Origin of the sequence: Streptomyces sp. NRRL F-5755 (assembly GCF_001279365.1) — a bacterium.
Classification (GTDB): Bacteria; Actinomycetota; Actinomycetes; order Streptomycetales; family Streptomycetaceae; genus Streptomyces; species Streptomyces rimosus.
The window spans coordinates 1-14,872 of the sequence record NZ_LGCW01000313.1; the positions used below are offsets into that span (position 1 = coordinate 1).

Consider the following 14,872-nt stretch of genomic DNA (forward strand, 5'->3'; position numbering starts at 1 on the left):
GGCCGCGGCGGCCGCCGCCGGGCGTTCCAGCAACGGCAGCTCGGTGAACAGGATCGACAGATTGACATCGAAACGCGCCTCGGAGAAGCCCATGAGGGAGCCGTCCTTTCGTGATGCGGGGTGCGGAAGCGGCAGGGCGGGGGCGGCGGCCCCCGACCGCCCGGCTCAGCTCATCGGCACGACGGCGGTCGGCGCGTGGCCCGGCTCGGTGGCCAGGTCCTCGAACTCGTTGACGCTGCCGATGTCGGTGCCGCTCATCGCGATATTGGTGACCCGTTCCAGGATGGCTTCGACGACCACCGGGACCCGGTGCTCGGCGGCCAGCTTCTTGGCCTCCTCGAAGGCGGGCAGCAGCCGGTCCGGCTCGGTGACGCGGATGGCCTTGCAGCCCAGGCCCTCGGCGACCTTGACGTGGTCCACGCCGTACACACCGAGTTCGGGGGTGTTGATGTTCTCGAACTCCAGCGTGACCTGGTAGTCCATGGCGAAGTTGCGCTGTGCCTGGCGGATCAGGCCCAGGTAGGAGTTGTTCACCAGCACGTGCACGTACGGGATGCGGTGCTGCGCGCCGACCGCCAGCTCCTCCAGCATGAACTGGAAGTCGTAGTCCCCGGAGAGCGCGACGACGCTGCCGTCGGGGTCGGCGGTGGCCACGCCCAGCGCGGCCGGGATGGTCCAGCCGAGCGGCCCGGCCTGGCCGCAGTTGATCCAGTGGCGCGGCTTGTAGACGTGCAGCATCTGGGCACCGGCGATCTGGGAGAGGCCGATGGTGGTGACGTACCGGGTCTCGGGGCCGAAGGCGCGGTTCATCTCCTCGTACACCCGCTGCGGCTTGAGCGGCACATTGTCGAAGTGGGTACGGCGCTGGAGCGTGGCCCGGCGGTGCTGCGCCGCGGCGGCCCACTCGCCGCGGTCGGGCAGTTCGCCCGCGGCCTGCTGTTCCTTTGCGACCTCGATGAACAGTTCCAGGGCCGCCTTGGCGTCGGAGGCGATGCCGTAGTCGGGGGCGAAGATCTTGCCGATCTGGGTGGGCTCGATGTCGACGTGCACGAAGGTGCGACCCCGGGTGTAGACGTCCAGCTTGCCGGTGTGGCGGTTGGCCCAGCGGTTGCCGATGCCGAGGACGAAGTCGGACTCCAGGAACGTGGCGTTGCCGTAGCGGTGCGAGGTCTGCAGGCCGACCATGCCGGCGTTCAGGCGGTGGTCGTCGGGGAGGGTGCCCCAGCCCATCAGGGTCGGGACGACCGGGACGCCGGTCAGCTCGGCGAACTCGGCCAGCAGGTCGCAGGCGTCGGCGTTGATGATGCCGCCGCCCGCGACGATCAGGGGCCGCTCGGCCGCGTTGAGCATGGCGAGGGCCTTCTCGATCTGCTTGCGCGTCGCCTTGGGCCGGTGCACCGGCAGCGGCTCGTATGTCTCCGGGTCGAACTCGATCTCCGTCATCTGGACGTCGATCGGCAGGTCGATCAGGACCGGTCCGGGGCGGCCGGAGCGCATCAGGTGGAACGCCTGCTGGAAGACGCCGGGGACCTGGGCGGCCTCCAGGACGGTGGTGGCGGCCTTGGTGACCGGGGCAGCGATCGAGGCGATGTCCACGGCCTGGAAGTCCTCCTTGTGGATCACCGCGGTCGGCGCCTGGCCGGTGATGCACAGGATCGGGATCGAGTCGCCGGTCGCGGAGTAGAGGCCGGTGATCATGTCGGTGCCGGCCGGGCCCGAGGTGCCGATGCAGACGCCGATGTTGCCGGGGCGGGCGCGGGTGTAGCCCTCGGCCATGTGCGAGGCGCCCTCGACGTGGCGGGCGAGGGTGTGGTGGATGCCGCCGCCGGCCCGCAGCGCCGCGTAGAACGGGTTGATCGCCGCGCCCGGCACACCGAACGCGTTGGTCACGCCCTCCCGCTTGAGGATCTCCACAGCCGCACGAGCGGCGGTCATTCGAGGCATCGAGTACTCCTGCGTCGGCCTGTCGGGATCGCGCTCCGGCCCGGGGGCGGAGGCGTGAGCTGCATGCTTTCCGCATTATGGAACTAATGTTTTGCTGTGCGGAAGTACGAAGAAAGTAGAGCGCGCCCCTCCAGCCGTCAAGAGAGCTCTCGCGGAGTGAGCGGCAGTACGGGAAGCCGGAGTCCGGGCGGCGGAGCGGGCCGGGCGGGAGATCACAGCCGGCAGCGTCCGAGGCTTTCGGTCCGCCCGGACCCCCACCCGCGCACAGAAAGACCGACATGACCTGCGCGTTAAGATGCCCGTCGCGCCATCGCCACCCCGGCCACCCCGAGGAGACCGCCCCATGCCCGCCCGTACCGTCCTGTTCCTCCAGCACATCGAGGTCGAGAAGCCCGGCCTGATCCTGGACGCGTTGGACGGCAGCGGCCTCCACGCCGACATCCGCAATCTGATCGACACGCCGGGCGCCTCGGCGGACGACCTGCCGCCGGTGTCCGACCTGGCGGGGCTGGTCGTCATGGGCGGCCCCATGAATGCGGACGACCTGGCGGGCCACCCGGCGCTGAAGCTGGAGCGGGACCTCCTGGCCGACGCGCTGCGGGCCGGGATACCGACGCTGGGCGTGTGCCTCGGCGCTCAGCTCCTCGCCCGCGTCCAGGGTCTGGCCGTACGCACGAGCGCCGAGATGGGCCGTCCCGGCGAGATCGGCTGGGCGCCGCTGCGGGACGTGGACCGCGACGACCCGGTCGTCGGCCCGCTGGCGGAGGCTCCCGCCGTACTCCACTGGCACGGCGACCGCATCGTCCCGGCCGCGGACACCCGTGTCCTGGCGAGCACCGGGTCGACCGAGTGCCAGGCGTTCCGCGCCGGACCGGCCGCCTGGGGCCTCCAGTTCCACCTGGAGGTCACCCCCGGCCTCCAGGACGACTGGCTCGCCGAGCCGTCCTTCACCGCCGAGGCCGAGGAAGCCCTCGGCCCCGACGCCACGGCCCGGCTGCGGGCCGACGCCCTCGCCGCCGCCCCGGCCCTGCGCCCCCTGGCCGAGCGGAGCCTGGCCCACCTGCGCACCCTCTTCATGGAGCGCGCCGGCCTCTGACCGGCACGGGCCGGCGGATACGCCCTATCCCTCTCCCCCGCCCAGCCACACCCCGACCACCTCGGCCGCGACCGACGCCACGGTCCGGCCGGTGGTGTCGATCACCGTCGTGCCCGGCGGCTCCGGGCGCCGGAGGTCGGCGTACTGACGCAGGGTGCGGGCGAGTTGGCCGTCCGCCTCGGAGCCGATCTCCCGGCGGCGGACCCGCTGCTCCAGGGTGGATACGTCGGCGGTCAGCCGTACGGACGTGATGTCGGCGCCCGGTACGGCGTCGGCGATCCACGCGAGTTCCCGTTCCAGCGTGACGAACACGCCCGTCAGAAGCAGCCGGGTGTGGCCCACCTCGGCCAGGTTCGCCCAGACCGCGGCGAGGTTGCGGCGGGACAGTTCGCTGGGCGCGAGGCCGGGCGGCGGCCAGGGGTGGACCTGGTCCAGCTGGTCGGTGTCGATGACGGCGTGCGGGACGTCCGCGCGGCCGAGCTGGTGGGTGATCTCGTACGCCGTCGTGGACTTGCCGACCCCGGCGGCGCCGCACAGGACAAGGACCTTCGTCGTGGGCTGCATCACCGCCATGGTCGGCGGGCCCCAGCCTGCCTCGCCAGCGAATTCACAAGCCTGGCAAGCTGTCCTGCGCCCATGGGCGCCGCGCCCGGACGGGCCCGCGTCCACAGCCGTTCCGGGCCGCCGCCCGGTTCCCAGGAGCAGGGCGGCTCGGTGGCGATCCTGCTCGCCGCCCGGCACCCGGACCTGGTGGCGCGGCTCGTCCTCATCGACGCCAACCTCGACCCGGTCCCCCCTGAGCGGGGCCGGCCGGGCAGCGGCGGCATCGCCGCGCTCTCCGAGAAGGAGTTCCTCGCGGGCGGCTGGGAGCGGATACGGGACGCGGCGGGCGCGCACTGGTGGTCCACGATGCGGCTGGCCGGACTGGAGGCGCTGCACCGCAGCGCGGTGCACCTCACCCGGGGCAGCGAACCGGTCATGCGCGAGCTGCTGTCGAAGCTGGCAATCCCGCGTACGTACCTGCTGCCCGAGGCCGATGTCCCGCTGCCGGGCGCCGGGGAGCTGACGGCGGCCGGGGTACGGGTGGTGCCGGTGCCCGACTGCGGGCACAACATCATGCTGGACAACCCGGAGGGGTACGTCCGCGCGGTCGCGGCGGCGCTGGCACCGCAAGCCACCGGCTGAACCGGCCCGAACCGCCCCCGGCCTGCGCGGATTGACGCCGTCGCGCAGGCGTTGAGCTTCCGTTCATCGGGCTGCCGGATGCTGGCCATGCCGTCGGCGCGCTGGTGCCGGCGGACGGGGGAAGTTCCGTGCCGAGATGGGGACATCTGTGATGAACGTCGTTGAAGAACCGCTTCGCGTGCCCACCGTGTCGTTACCGCGCCAGCTGCCCGCGGGCAGCGCCCGGTCGCTGCCGATGCTGGACGCGGTGGTGGAGGTGCTGCGCGCCGCCGGTGAAGATGTGCACGTGGTGTACTCCGCGCACGGCGACGTGTTCAAGGTGGTGCCGCGGCAGGACATGGCCGCCTGACGGACCGGGGCCGCCCCGGTCAGCTGTCGCCCTGCCGCAGCAGGACGTTGCGGCAGGCGGCGGAGAAGTTGCTCAGGCAGGCGTGTACGTCTGCCCTGCGGCCCGCGACGCGCTCCCGTACGGCGTCGAGCTGCACTGCTTCGTCGGCCTGCGGCAGCACGGCCAGTTCACGGTACGCCGCTACGAACACATCGGTCGCGCCGATCAGCGCGCATGCGGCGTCGTAAACCTCCTCGGGCCCCAGCATGGCCGTGGGACTGACGGCGACCGACAGTCGCAGCCGACGTTCCTCCACCCGCTCGACCAGTTCCTGTACGGGCCTGCGCTCGGCGAGCGCGGCGTGCAGGGCGGAGAGGGCGGTGGCCAGTTCGGCGTAGGCGCGGTTGATGTCGCCGTAGACCTGGCGCTGCTCCTGACGCACCCATTGCTCCCGCTCGTGACGGGCCTGCCCGGCGACCTGCTCGGCGAGGGCCCGCGCCGCCACCTCCGCACTGTGCTTGGCCGCGCGGTAACTGGCCAGTCCGCCGACCGCGGCCCCGAACACCGCCCCGGCGAGCCCGATCACACCGGCCAGGAGGGCGGCGAGTTCCTCGTCCACGGCGCCTCCTCGGGTCCGGGGCGCCAAGGTACTCCCGGCCGGCGGGGCCCGGTACGGCTGCCGGGAAGCCGCGAGGAGATCTCCCAAGAATCTCCCATGCCTACCGGATCGGTACGCCCGCCACCGTCCTCGCGATGACCAGCCGCTGGATCTCGCTCGTGCCCTCAAAGATCGAATAGATAGCGGCATCCCTGTGCATGCGCTCGACCGGGTACTCGCGGGTGTAGCCGTTGCCGCCGAGGATCTGCATCGCCTGGGCGGTGACCTTCTTGGCGGTCTCGCCGGCGAAGAGCTTGGACATCGAGCCCTCGGCGGAGGTGAACGGCTTGCCGGTGGTGGCCATCCAGGAGGCGCGCCAGACCAGGAGGCGGGCGGCGTCGATCTGGGTGCGCATGTCGGCCAGCTGGAAGGCGACGCCCTGGTTGTCGATGATCGGGCGGCCGAACTGGACCCGGGTCTTGGCGTAGTCGAGGGCCACCTCGTACGCGGCGCGGGCGATGCCGACGGCTTGGGCGCCGACCGCCGGGCGGGATGCCTCGAAGGTGGCCATCGCGGCGTTCTTCACGCGTTCTCCGCCGGGGTTCTTCGCTCGCTCCCGCGCCCGCGCCAGCCGCTCGTCCAGCTTCTCCTTGCCGCCGAGCAGGCAGTGGCCGGGCACGCGGACATCCTCCAGGACGACCTCGGCGGTGTGCGAGGCGCGGATGCCGTGCTTCTTGAACTTCTGGCCCTGGGAGAGGCCGGGGGTGTCCGGCGGGATGATGAAGGAGGCGTGGCCCTTGGGGCCGAGGTCGGGGTCGACGACCGCGACGACGACGTGGACGCTCGCGATACCGCCGTTGGTCGCCCAGGTCTTGGTGCCGTTGAGCACCCACTCGTCCTTGGCCTCGTCGTAGACGGCGCGGGTGCGCATCGCGGAGACGTCGGAGCCCGCGTCCGGTTCGGAGGAGCAGAAAGCGGCCACCTTCACGTCGTCGGCGTCGCCGTACATCTGGGGAATCCAGGTGCCGATCTGCTCCTCGGTGCCGTTGGCCAGCACGCCGACGGCGGCCAGGCCGGTGCCGACGATCGACAGGCCGATGCCGGCGTCGCCCCAGAACAGTTCCTCCATGGCCATGGGGATGCCGAGGCCGGTCGGGTCGAAGAACTGCTGGGCGTAGAAGTCGAGCGAGTACAGGCCGATTTTGGCCGCTTCCTGGATGACGGGCCAGGGGGTCTCCTCGCGCTCGTCCCACTCGGCGGCCGCGGGGCGCATCACGTCGGCGGCGAAGCCGTGGATCCAGTCCCGGACCTCCTTCTGCTCGTCGCTCAGCTCCATGGTGAACTCGGCCATGACCCCTCCAGCGCTGCGTTCCCGGGTGCGGGCCCAGGAATGTTACTTGCGGTAACACGAGTCTGTTACCCGTCAGTAAGGGATGTCAACTCCCCCAGCCGTGCATTCACCCCGCAGTGCGGGTGTTACGTTGCGCGAGCGTCACGGATTCACAAGGGCGGGGAGTGGGACATGGAGAACACCCAGTACAACGGCCGGCAGCGGGCCACCGCGGCGGAGCAGCCCGCCGCGGGGCACGGCGCCGCGGCGGCCCCGCCGGACCCGGCCCGGCGGCAGCAGACGGCGACCGAGCGCCGGCGCCGCGAACTGCTGGAGGCTGCCGACCGGGTGGTGCTGCGCGAGGGCCCGGACGCCTCGATGAACGCCATCGCGGCGGAGGCCGGCATCACCAAGCCGATCCTCTACCGGCACTTCGGCGACAAGGGCGGTCTGTACCGGGCACTGGCGGTACGGCACACCGACGCCCTGCTGGACGGGCTGCGGGCCGCGCTGGACTCCCCCGTACCGCGCCGGGACCGCGTGGAGGCGACGCTCGACACGTACCTGGCGGCGATCGAGACCCGTCCGCAGGTCTACCGGTTCCTGATGCATCCCGCCGAGGAGAAACCGGACGAGAAACCGGGGGCCGACAAGGACACCGGCTTCGACGTCGGCCGGCACTCCGCGCCGCTGCTGCGCCGGCTCGGCGAGGAGCTGGCCAAGGTCATAGGCGAGCGGCTGGATCTGGGGCCGGGCGGCGAGGAGCTGGCCCGCGTCTGGGGCCACGGCATCGTCGGCATGATGCACGCGGCCGGCGACTGGTGGCTGCGCGAACGCCCGTGCTCGCGGGCCCAGTTGGTACAGCATCTGGCCGACCTGCTGTGGGGACGGCTGGCGGCGGCCGGGGACCGGCTGGGCGGGCCGGGGTTCTGAGCGCGCCCCGCTAAGCCTCCGCCGCCCGCTCCGCCGCCCACGGCGCCCGGGCCGCCGCCCGCAGGGCACGGCGGCGGCGCAGACCGGTGAGGTGGTCGAGGTAGAGACCGCCCGCCAGGTGGTCGCACTCGTGCTGGAGGCAGCGGGCGAAGAAGCCGGTGCCGGAGACGGTGCGCGGTTCGCCCGTCATGTCGAACCCCTCCACCACCGCGTGGTCGTGGCGCGGCGTACCGGCCTCGATGCCGGGCACCGACAGGCAGCCCTCGGGGCCGCGTACGACGACGCCGTCGGCCTCCACCAGCCGCGGGTTGACGAGGTGTCCGAGGTGCCGGCGGTCCTCGTCGTCCGGGCAGTCGTAGACGAACACCCGCAGCGGTACCCCGATCTGGTTGGCCGCCAGGCCGACACCGCGGGCCGCGTACATCGTCGCGAACATGTCCTCGACGAGTTCGGCGAGGCCGGCGTCGAAGGCGGTGACCTCCTCGCAGGCGCCGGTCAGGGCCGGGTCGCCGAGGAGGCGCAGGGGGCGCGGGCGGCCGGAGCTGCCGGGGATCGAGCGGGAACGCATGCGGGTAAGCGTACGTTCTGGAACGTGCGACGTCGCAGGTCGTCGCACGGTGCCGGGGTCGCGGCACGGGTAGCGGGATTCGGGGCCGCCGCCGGATCTCGATAGGCTGATCCCCGACCGAAGCCTCCGGCCGGTCATCGGCTCCGGAGGAGGCGTTCCACCGGCAGCCCCAAGGGCGGGAGGGCGCCGGATGCAAGGAGGATCAAGGACGATGGCAGGCAACACGGAGCCGCTGTCGCCGCGGGCCAAGCTGGCCGTGACGGCGGGCAAGGCTGCGGCGGCGGTGTCGCGCGCGGCGGGGCGCGGCAGCGGATCGGTGATCGGCGGCAAGGTGGCGCTCCGGCTCGACCCCGACCTGCTGGCCCGGCTCGCCCGGCACCTGGACGTGGTGCTGGTGTCGGCGACCAACGGAAAGACGACGACGACGCGGCTGATCGCGGAGGCGCTGCGGGCGAGCGGCCCGGTGGTCTCCAACGCGCTCGGCGCCAATATGCCGGCGGGCATCACCTCCGCCCTGGCCGGCGGTTCCGACGCCCGCTTCGGCGTCATCGAGGTGGACGAGAAGTACCTGGCGGGCGTGGCGCGGGACGTGACGCCCAAGGCCATAGCGCTGCTGAACCTCTCGCGCGACCAGCTCGACCGGGCCGCGGAGACGCGCATGCTGGCCGAGCGCTGGCGCGAGGGCCTGGTCGGCTCCAAGGCGCTGATCATCGCCAACTGCGACGACCCGCTGATCGTGTGGGCGGCCTCGTCGTCGACGAACGTGGTGTGGGTCGCGGCGGGCCAGGAGTGGAAGGACGACGCCTGGTCCTGCCCGTCGTGCGGCGGCGTGATGCAGCGCCCCGGCGACGACTGGTTCTGCGCCGAGTGCGGCTTCCGGCGGCCCACGCCGAGCTGGGCGCTGTCCGGCGACCACGTACTGGACCCGCACGGCAGCGCCTGGCCGATCCGGCTCCAGCTGCCGGGCCGGGCCAACAAGGCCAACGCCGCGACGTCGGCGGCGGTCGCCGCGGCGTTCGGCGTGCCCCCGCAGGTGGCCCTGGAGCGGATGTACTCCGTGCAGGCCGTCGCCGGCCGCTACGACGTCGTCTCGTTCCAGCAGCGCGATCTGCGCCTGCTGCTGGCGAAGAACCCGGCGGGCTGGCTGGAGACGTTCTCGCTGATCGACCCGCCGCCCACCCCGGTGATCCTGTCGGTGAACGCGCGCGGCGCGGACGGCACGGACACCTCCTGGCTGTGGGACGTCGACTACACCCGGCTGGCCGGGCACCCGATCTTCGTGCTCGGTGACCGCAAGCTCGACCTGGCGGTCCGCCTGGAGGTCGCGAACCTGGACTTCCGGGTCTGTGACACGCTGGACGAGGCGGTACAGATGGCGCCTCCGGGCCGTATCGAAGTGATCGCCAACTACACGGCCTTCCAGGACCTCCGCAGGCGCGTGGGCAACTGACGTGAACCAGCGACCTTCACGACAAGGACGAGCGAGCATGAGTGACAACAGCCTGCGGCTGGTGTGGATCTACCCGGACCTGCTGAGCACGTACGGGGACCAGGGCAACGCCCTGGTGGTGGAGCGCCGGGCCCGCCAGCGCGGGCTGGACGTCCAGCGCCTCGACGTCCGCTCCGACCAGCAGATCCCCACCTCCGGCGACATCTACCTGATCGGCGGCGGCGAGGACCGGCCGCAGCGGCTGGCGGCCGAGCGGCTGCGCCGCGACGGCGGTCTGAACCGCGCGGTCGCCAACGGCGCGATCGTCTTCTCGGTGTGCGCCGGCTACCAGATCCTGGGCCACGAGTTCATCAACGACCTCGGGGAGCGGGAGCAGGGCCTGGGCCTGCTGGACGTGGTGAGCACCCGCGGCGAGGGCGAGCGGTGCGTCGGCGACGTGCTGGCCGACATCGACCCGCAGCTGAACCTGCCGCCGCTGACCGGTTTCGAGAACCACCAGGGCGTGACCCACCTGGGGCAGACGGCCCGCCCGTTCGCCCGGGTCCGCTTCGGCAAGGGCAACGGCGTCGGCGACGGCTACGAGGGCGCGTACAACGACACCGTCTTCGGTACGTACATGCACGGCCCGGTCATGGCGCGCAACCCGCACATCGCCGACCTGCTGATCAAGCTGGCGCTGGACGTCAACGCGCTGCCGCCGGCCGACGACCGCTGGTACGAGGCGCTGCGGCAGGAGCGCATCGCCGCGGCCACCCAGCCTGCCTAATCGGTTCGGCGCACCCCGTACGCCCGCAGTGTCCGCACTGCGGGCGTACGTGTGCGCAGGGCCGCCGCGCTTGTAGGGTGAGCGCAATCCAACCGGACGACGGGGTCCGGGCGTCCGGCTGAGAGTCGTGCCCGCGCCCGGCCATGGCCCGGCGGGCAGGCTCTGAAGTGCTAAGGGTCTGCGAAGAACCATGCGTATTGGTGTGCTCACCTCCGGGGGCGACTGCCCCGGGCTGAACGCCGTCATCCGCTCCGTCGTCCACCGTGCCACCGCCGACCACGGCGACGAGGTGATCGGGTTCCGGGACGGCTGGAAGGGCCTGCTGGAGTGCGACTACCGCAAGCTCGACCTGGACGCCGTGAACGGCATCCTGGCGCGCGGCGGCACCATCCTGGGCTCGTCCCGGGTGCAGCCCGCACACCTGCGGGACGGTGTGGAGCGGGCCCGCGGCCATGTGGCCGACCTGGGCCTGGACGCGATCATCCCGATCGGCGGCGAGGGGACGCTCAAGGCGGCCCGGCTGCTGTCCGACGCGGGCCTGCCGATCGTGGGCGTGCCCAAGACGATCGACAACGACATCGCCGCGACCGACGTCACCTTCGGCTTCGACACGGCGGTGGGGGTGGCCACGGACGCGCTGGACCGCTTGAAGACGACCGCCGAGTCGCACCAGCGGGTACTGATCGTCGAGGTCATGGGCCGGCACACGGGCTGGATCGCGCTGCACTCCGGGATGGCGGCGGGCGCGCACGCCATCGTGGTGCCGGAGCGCCCGTTCGACGTGGCGGAGCTGACCCGCAAGGTCGGTGAGCGCTTCGAGGCGGGCAAGAAGTTCGCGATCGTGGTGGTCGCCGAGGGCGCGAAGCCCCGCGAGGGCTCGATGGCCTTCGACGAGGGCGGCACCGACATCTACGGGCACGAGCGGTTCGCCGGGGTGGCCCGGCAGCTGTCCCTGGAGCTGGAGCGGCGGCTCGGCAAGGAGGCCCGCGCGGTGATCCTCGGCCACGTCCAGCGCGGTGGCACGCCGACCGCGTACGACCGGGTGCTGGCGACCCGCTTCGGGTGGCACGCGGTGGAGGCGGCGCACCGCGGCGCGTTCGGCATGATGACGGCGCTGCGCGGCACGGACATCACGCTGGTGCCGCTGGCCGAGGCGGTGGAGTCGCTCAAGACCGTGCCCGGGGAGCGCTACGCCGAGGTGGACTGCGTGCTGTAGTTCGCCATGACCGCTCGGTGACCGGCCCGTGACTGCTCCGTGCGGGCCGCCACGCGGCCTGTTCCACCGCCCCCGGCCGAGGCCCCGGCCGGGGGCGGTTCTAGGCTGGTCGCGGAGTATCGGTACGAATCAGGAGCGAGCGGATGGATCACGGCGGGCACGGCATGAACATGGATCTGCCGCCGTTCACGCTGGGGCGCGGCATGGAGTTCGGCGGGGACCCGTTCTTCCTGATCGGCTGCCTGGTGGGGCTGGGACTGTACGGCTGGGCCGTGCTGCGGCTGCGGCGGCGCGGCGATCACTGGCCGGTGGCCCGGACGGTCGCCTGGGTCATCGGTGTGCTGACCGTGGCGCTGGTGATGTGCACCAAGCTGAACGACTACGGCATGGTCATGTTCAGCGTGCACATGGTGCAGCACATGGTGATCAGCATGCTGTCGCCGATCCTGCTGCTGCTCGGCGGGCCGGTGACGCTGGCGCTGCGCGCGCTGCCGGCCGCCGGCCGGGGCCGCAAGGGGCCTCGCGAGCTGCTGGTGGCGCTGCTGCACAGCCGGTACATGCGGGTGATCACCCATGCGGCGTTCACCATCCCGATGTTCATCGCGAGCCTGTACGCGCTGTACTTCACGCCGCTCTTCGACTTCCTGATGCAGTACCGGGTCGGGCACATCGCGATGATGGTGCACTTCCTGGTGGTGGGCCTGGTCTTCTTCTGGCCGATCATGGGCGTGGACCCGGGCCCGCACCGGCCCGGCTATGTGATGCGGATGCTGGAGCTGTTCGCCGGCATGCCCTTCCACGCGTTCTTCGGCATCGCCCTGATGATGGGCACCGAGACGATGATCAAGACGTTCGAGAACCCGCCGGCCTCCCTGGGCATCGACGCGCTCAGCGACCAGAGCGCGGCCGGCGGGATCGCCTGGGCCTTCAGCGAGATCCCGTCCGTGCTGGTGCTCGTGGCGCTGCTGTACCAGTGGTACAAGTCCGAGGAGCGCCAGAACCAGCGCAAGGACCGCGCGGCAGCCCGCGACGGCGACCAGGAGCTCGCGGCGTACAACGCCTACCTCGCCTCCCTCCAGGCCCGCGGCCAGCAGGGCGGCGCGAGGTGACCGAAGGCTGACCGCGGGTCACGCACGACAGCTGGCGGTACGGGCCGCGGCCGGGGACCATGTCCCCAAGGCCGCGGCCCGCGGCGTTGGGCCACCGGGCCGCCGTGAGGAGGTTGCGGGGATGCCCGGATCCGCTAAGGCGATGGCGGCGTGCACGGTGGGCGGACTGGTCGTGACGACGGCCTACACCGTGGCGCTGGGCAGCAGTGGCTGGCTCTGGTTTGCCTGGGTGGTGCTGGCCCTGGTGACGGTGGGGGTGGTGGCGGCACGGCCGTCGTGAGGGTGGCGGGCGCTCCCATCCGCCGTCCCGGGCCCCGGAGGGACCGTTCTGAGCTGCGAGGATGTGGAAAGAAGCGGCCCGCACCTTGTGGCCCGACGCCGAATTCGCGCGCCCTGTGGCCCCGGCTGCCCTGACGGACGCGGAGCGCCGCCTCGGGTACGGCCTGCCGGCCGGGCTGACCGGGCTGCTCCGGGAGACGGACGGGGTCGTGGGGCCGTACGGGGTCGATGCCGTATGGCCCCTGGAGCGCATCGTCGAGCAGAACCTCCGCTTCCGGTCCGACCACTCGCTCGCCGAGCTGTACATGCCCTTCGACGCGTTGCTGTTCTTCGGCGACAACGGGGGCGGTACCAGTTCGCCTTCGTCCGCACTCCCCCGCGGCCGGACGTCTTCGTGTGGGAGCACGAGGACGACAGCCGGCGGTGGGCCGCCCGGGACCTGCGCGACTATCTGCGACGGTGCCTCGCGGCGGACGGCGAGGACTGGTACCGGTAGTCACGGCGGGGCTGCTGCCGGGTGGGCCCGGGGTCAGGGCCGCCGGACGTACTTCCGCACCAGAACGCCGTTGTCGAACGTGCGGATCCAGTCCAGCGTGAAGTCCGTGACCCTGAAGTCCGTGCCGAACATCGGCATGCCGGAGCCGTAGATCTGCGGGTAGGTCTTGATGACCAGCTCGTCGACCTCGTCGAGCAGTTCGCCGGCCACCTGCGAGCCGCCGCAGAGCCAGATGTCCAGGCCGCCCTCCTCGGCCTTGAGGGCGCGGACGGCGCCGACCAGGTCGTCGGTGATCAGGTGCACGTTCGGGTCGGGCGACTCGCCGAGGCCGCGGGAGGCCACGTATTCGCGGAGGTGGCCGTACGGGCTGGTGACGCCGGCGTCCAGCCCCACCTGGTAGCTGCCGCGCCCCTGGATCACCGTGTCGAACTTCTGGTTCGGCGCGTCGTGGAAGTCCAGTACGCGGCGGCCCTCGGCCGATACGGTCTCCGGGTATTCCGTCTTCAGGAACTCAAGGAACTCCTCGTCGACGAACCGCATCATCGACGACGCGTCACCGTTCGGGTCGCCGATGAAGCCGTCGATCGAGCAGGCCACGAAGTAGGTGAGCTTGCGCAAAGGGTCCTCTTTTCCGCCGGTGACGCGCGGTCGCGTCGCAGTCAGGGCCGGTGCGGTGGCGGACGGGCACATCTCTTCGCCGCAACCACTTCGCTCATAGTGCTTCAGGCGTAGTGGTTGCGCAAGCCTTTTGTCCCGCGTGCCTGCCAGGGGCGGCGGTACACCCCTGGCAGGCACTCAGCAGCGGCTCACCGTGCGGCGGTTACCGCTCAGGAGTGGGCGACATCCACGATGAGCTGGTTCTTCTGCTGGGTGACCCGGAACGGGAGCCGCTTGGCGACTCCCAGACCTATCTGCGTGTCCCCTTCGAAGCTGGCCGCGAACCGGGTGTCCTTGAAGGAGCGGTAGCCCGCGATGTTCACGCCCGGCAGCGGCTTACCGGCCTTGCCCGGGTACGTCGTCTTTCCCGTGCCCGGGTCGTAGCTCGGCGCCGCCACCCGGATCTCCAGGATCGCCCCGCCGCCGACCTTGATGAGGTCGCCGGAACCGTCCTGGTGCAGCTCCTTCACATAACCGATCCGGTAGCCGACCGGCTTGCCGCCGGCGGTCGGCACCTCGAAGACCATCCGGTCGAAGCAGTCGTGCTGCCCGGTCCGGATGTTCGTCAGCGGCTTGTGGGCGTCCGCGTCGGCGGACTTCAGGGCGCTCCCCCAGCCGGCGGTGTCACACGCGGCCGCCGGTGCGGTCCCCGTCGCGGACGCCGCCGTCGCCGTGACCGCCGTCGCCGACACCGCCGCGCCTGCCAGCACGACCGCGGTCAGCGCAGTGCCCAATCGTCGCATTGCATACCCCGTATCTCGTTGCGTCCCATCGGATGCCGATGGTTCGTCCATGGCGTGGCCCGGCCGGTCGGATCCGGCCGGTCCATACGTGCGATCATCGCGTACGGGTCTGACAACGCGGCCTCGGGAGCGACGAGTTTCAGCCGCCGCCCGCCGGCCGGAGACCACGGCGCC

15 protein-coding genes and 3 pseudogenes are annotated in these 14,872 nt (G+C 71.7%); 10 read left to right on the forward strand and 8 right to left on the reverse strand.

Translation table 11 applies throughout. The features are described from left to right. Together ADK86_RS42830 and gcl are read right to left on the reverse strand one after the other, a co-directional pair. Positions 1–93 (reverse strand): annotated as a pseudogene (locus tag ADK86_RS42830) (hydroxypyruvate isomerase); the annotation flags it as partial. Between the two features lie 72 nt (positions 94–165). Then, on the reverse strand, positions 166–1,944 hold the full coding sequence (gcl, locus tag ADK86_RS37135) for a glyoxylate carboligase (RefSeq protein ID WP_078952522.1): 1,779 nt from the start codon (positions 1,942–1,944) through the stop codon (positions 166–168). A 343-nt stretch (positions 1,945–2,287) separates the two neighbouring features. Between gcl and ADK86_RS37140 the strand changes: the two genes are divergently transcribed. Further along, on the forward strand, positions 2,288–3,040 hold the full coding sequence (locus ADK86_RS37140) for a type 1 glutamine amidotransferase (RefSeq protein ID WP_053700595.1): 753 nt from the start codon (positions 2,288–2,290) through the stop codon (positions 3,038–3,040). 24 nt (positions 3,041–3,064) lie between these two features. On the opposite strand, the gene ADK86_RS37145 is transcribed toward ADK86_RS37140, so the two are convergent. Further along, on the reverse strand, positions 3,065–3,604 hold the full coding sequence (locus ADK86_RS37145; RefSeq protein ID WP_053700614.1) for a hypothetical protein: 540 nt from the start codon (positions 3,602–3,604) through the stop codon (positions 3,065–3,067). A gap of 129 nt (positions 3,605–3,733) precedes the next feature. Here ADK86_RS37145 and ADK86_RS37150 point away from each other — a divergent pair. Both ADK86_RS37150 and ADK86_RS41905 read left to right on the forward strand, forming a co-directional pair. Next, positions 3,734–4,225: pseudogene (locus tag ADK86_RS37150) on the forward strand (alpha/beta fold hydrolase); the annotation flags it as partial. A gap of 187 nt (positions 4,226–4,412) precedes the next feature. Continuing rightward, the gene (locus tag ADK86_RS41905) at positions 4,413–4,574 is read left to right on the forward strand and encodes a hypothetical protein (protein ID WP_226048747.1); all 162 of its coding nucleotides are present in this window, start codon (positions 4,413–4,415) and stop codon (positions 4,572–4,574) included. A gap of 19 nt (positions 4,575–4,593) precedes the next feature. Here ADK86_RS41905 and ADK86_RS37155 read toward each other — a convergent pair whose 3' ends face one another. Next, on the reverse strand, positions 4,594–5,172 hold the full coding sequence (locus ADK86_RS37155; RefSeq protein WP_053700596.1) for a hypothetical protein: 579 nt from the start codon (positions 5,170–5,172) through the stop codon (positions 4,594–4,596). A gap of 100 nt (positions 5,173–5,272) precedes the next feature. Then, positions 5,273–6,502: an acyl-CoA dehydrogenase family protein gene (locus tag ADK86_RS37160; protein ID WP_003986970.1), complete on the reverse strand. Its 1,230-nt coding sequence runs from the start codon at positions 6,500–6,502 to the stop codon at positions 5,273–5,275. 171 nt (positions 6,503–6,673) lie between these two features. Here ADK86_RS37160 and ADK86_RS37165 point away from each other — a divergent pair, with 171 nt between their 5' ends. Beyond that, the gene (locus ADK86_RS37165) at positions 6,674–7,414 is read left to right on the forward strand and encodes a TetR family transcriptional regulator (RefSeq protein WP_234346292.1); all 741 of its coding nucleotides are present in this window, start codon (positions 6,674–6,676) and stop codon (positions 7,412–7,414) included. Positions 7,415–7,424: 10 nt separating this feature from the next. Here the strand turns inward: ADK86_RS37165 and def are convergent, their stop codons facing one another. After that, a complete protein-coding gene (gene def, locus ADK86_RS37170) occupies positions 7,425–7,982 on the reverse strand; it encodes a peptide deformylase (RefSeq protein WP_053700597.1) in 558 nt (185 codons plus the stop codon). A gap of 211 nt (positions 7,983–8,193) precedes the next feature. Between def and ADK86_RS37175 the strand changes: the two genes are divergently transcribed. The 6 genes and pseudogenes from ADK86_RS37175 to ADK86_RS45545 form a co-directional block, all read left to right on the forward strand. Next, positions 8,194–9,432: a MurT ligase domain-containing protein gene (locus ADK86_RS37175; protein WP_030601995.1), complete on the forward strand. Its 1,239-nt coding sequence runs from the start codon at positions 8,194–8,196 to the stop codon at positions 9,430–9,432. Between the two features lie 37 nt (positions 9,433–9,469). Then, entirely contained in the window at positions 9,470–10,198 is a 729-nt protein-coding gene (locus ADK86_RS37180) for a type 1 glutamine amidotransferase (protein ID WP_030601993.1), read from the forward strand. 190 nt (positions 10,199–10,388) lie between these two features. Continuing rightward, positions 10,389–11,414 carry a 6-phosphofructokinase gene (locus ADK86_RS37185; RefSeq protein WP_030601991.1) on the forward strand — a complete coding sequence of 342 codons (1,026 nt, stop codon included), beginning with the start codon at positions 10,389–10,391 and terminating at the stop codon, positions 11,412–11,414. A gap of 143 nt (positions 11,415–11,557) precedes the next feature. After that, a complete protein-coding gene (locus tag ADK86_RS37190) occupies positions 11,558–12,523 on the forward strand; it encodes a cytochrome c oxidase assembly protein (protein WP_053700598.1) in 966 nt (321 codons plus the stop codon). A 121-nt stretch (positions 12,524–12,644) separates the two neighbouring features. Then, positions 12,645–12,803 carry a hypothetical protein gene (locus ADK86_RS44035; protein WP_003985160.1) on the forward strand — a complete coding sequence of 53 codons (159 nt, stop codon included), beginning with the start codon at positions 12,645–12,647 and terminating at the stop codon, positions 12,801–12,803. Between the two features lie 61 nt (positions 12,804–12,864). Next, positions 12,865–13,095 (forward strand): annotated as a pseudogene (locus ADK86_RS45545) (SMI1/KNR4 family protein); the annotation flags it as partial. Between the two features lie 236 nt (positions 13,096–13,331). Here the strand turns inward: ADK86_RS45545 and ADK86_RS37200 are convergent. Beyond that, positions 13,332–13,916, reverse strand: a complete 585-nt coding sequence (locus ADK86_RS37200; protein WP_053700599.1) for a dihydrofolate reductase family protein — start codon at positions 13,914–13,916, stop codon at positions 13,332–13,334. Between the two features lie 209 nt (positions 13,917–14,125). Further along, positions 14,126–14,698: an AMIN-like domain-containing (lipo)protein gene (locus ADK86_RS37205; RefSeq protein ID WP_053700600.1), complete on the reverse strand. Its 573-nt coding sequence runs from the start codon at positions 14,696–14,698 to the stop codon at positions 14,126–14,128. Between the last annotated feature and the right edge of the window lie 174 nt (positions 14,699–14,872).

Bases quoted from the DNA above. Each gene is read 5' to 3' on its own strand.
- ADK86_RS37180 (WP_030601993.1), top strand. From the start codon at position 9,470: ATGAGTGACAACAGCCTGCGGCTGGTGTGGATCTACCCGGACCTGCTG.
- ADK86_RS37165 (WP_234346292.1), top strand. From the start codon at position 6,674: ATGGAGAACACCCAGTACAACGGCCGGCAGCGGGCCACCGCGGCGGAG.
- ADK86_RS37205 (WP_053700600.1), bottom strand. From the start codon at position 14,698: ATGCGACGATTGGGCACTGCGCTGACCGCGGTCGTGCTGGCAGGCGCG.
- ADK86_RS37160 (WP_003986970.1), bottom strand. From the start codon at position 6,502: ATGGCCGAGTTCACCATGGAGCTGAGCGACGAGCAGAAGGAGGTCCGG.
- ADK86_RS37190 (WP_053700598.1), top strand. From the start codon at position 11,558: ATGGATCACGGCGGGCACGGCATGAACATGGATCTGCCGCCGTTCACG.
- ADK86_RS44035 (WP_003985160.1), top strand. From the start codon at position 12,645: ATGCCCGGATCCGCTAAGGCGATGGCGGCGTGCACGGTGGGCGGACTG.
- gcl (WP_078952522.1), bottom strand. From the start codon at position 1,944: ATGCCTCGAATGACCGCCGCTCGTGCGGCTGTGGAGATCCTCAAGCGG.
- ADK86_RS37185 (WP_030601991.1), top strand. From the start codon at position 10,389: ATGCGTATTGGTGTGCTCACCTCCGGGGGCGACTGCCCCGGGCTGAAC.
- def (WP_053700597.1), bottom strand. From the start codon at position 7,982: ATGCGTTCCCGCTCGATCCCCGGCAGCTCCGGCCGCCCGCGCCCCCTG.
- ADK86_RS37145 (WP_053700614.1), bottom strand. From the start codon at position 3,604: ATGCAGCCCACGACGAAGGTCCTTGTCCTGTGCGGCGCCGCCGGGGTC.
- ADK86_RS37175 (WP_030601995.1), top strand. From the start codon at position 8,194: ATGGCAGGCAACACGGAGCCGCTGTCGCCGCGGGCCAAGCTGGCCGTG.
- ADK86_RS37140 (WP_053700595.1), top strand. From the start codon at position 2,288: ATGCCCGCCCGTACCGTCCTGTTCCTCCAGCACATCGAGGTCGAGAAG.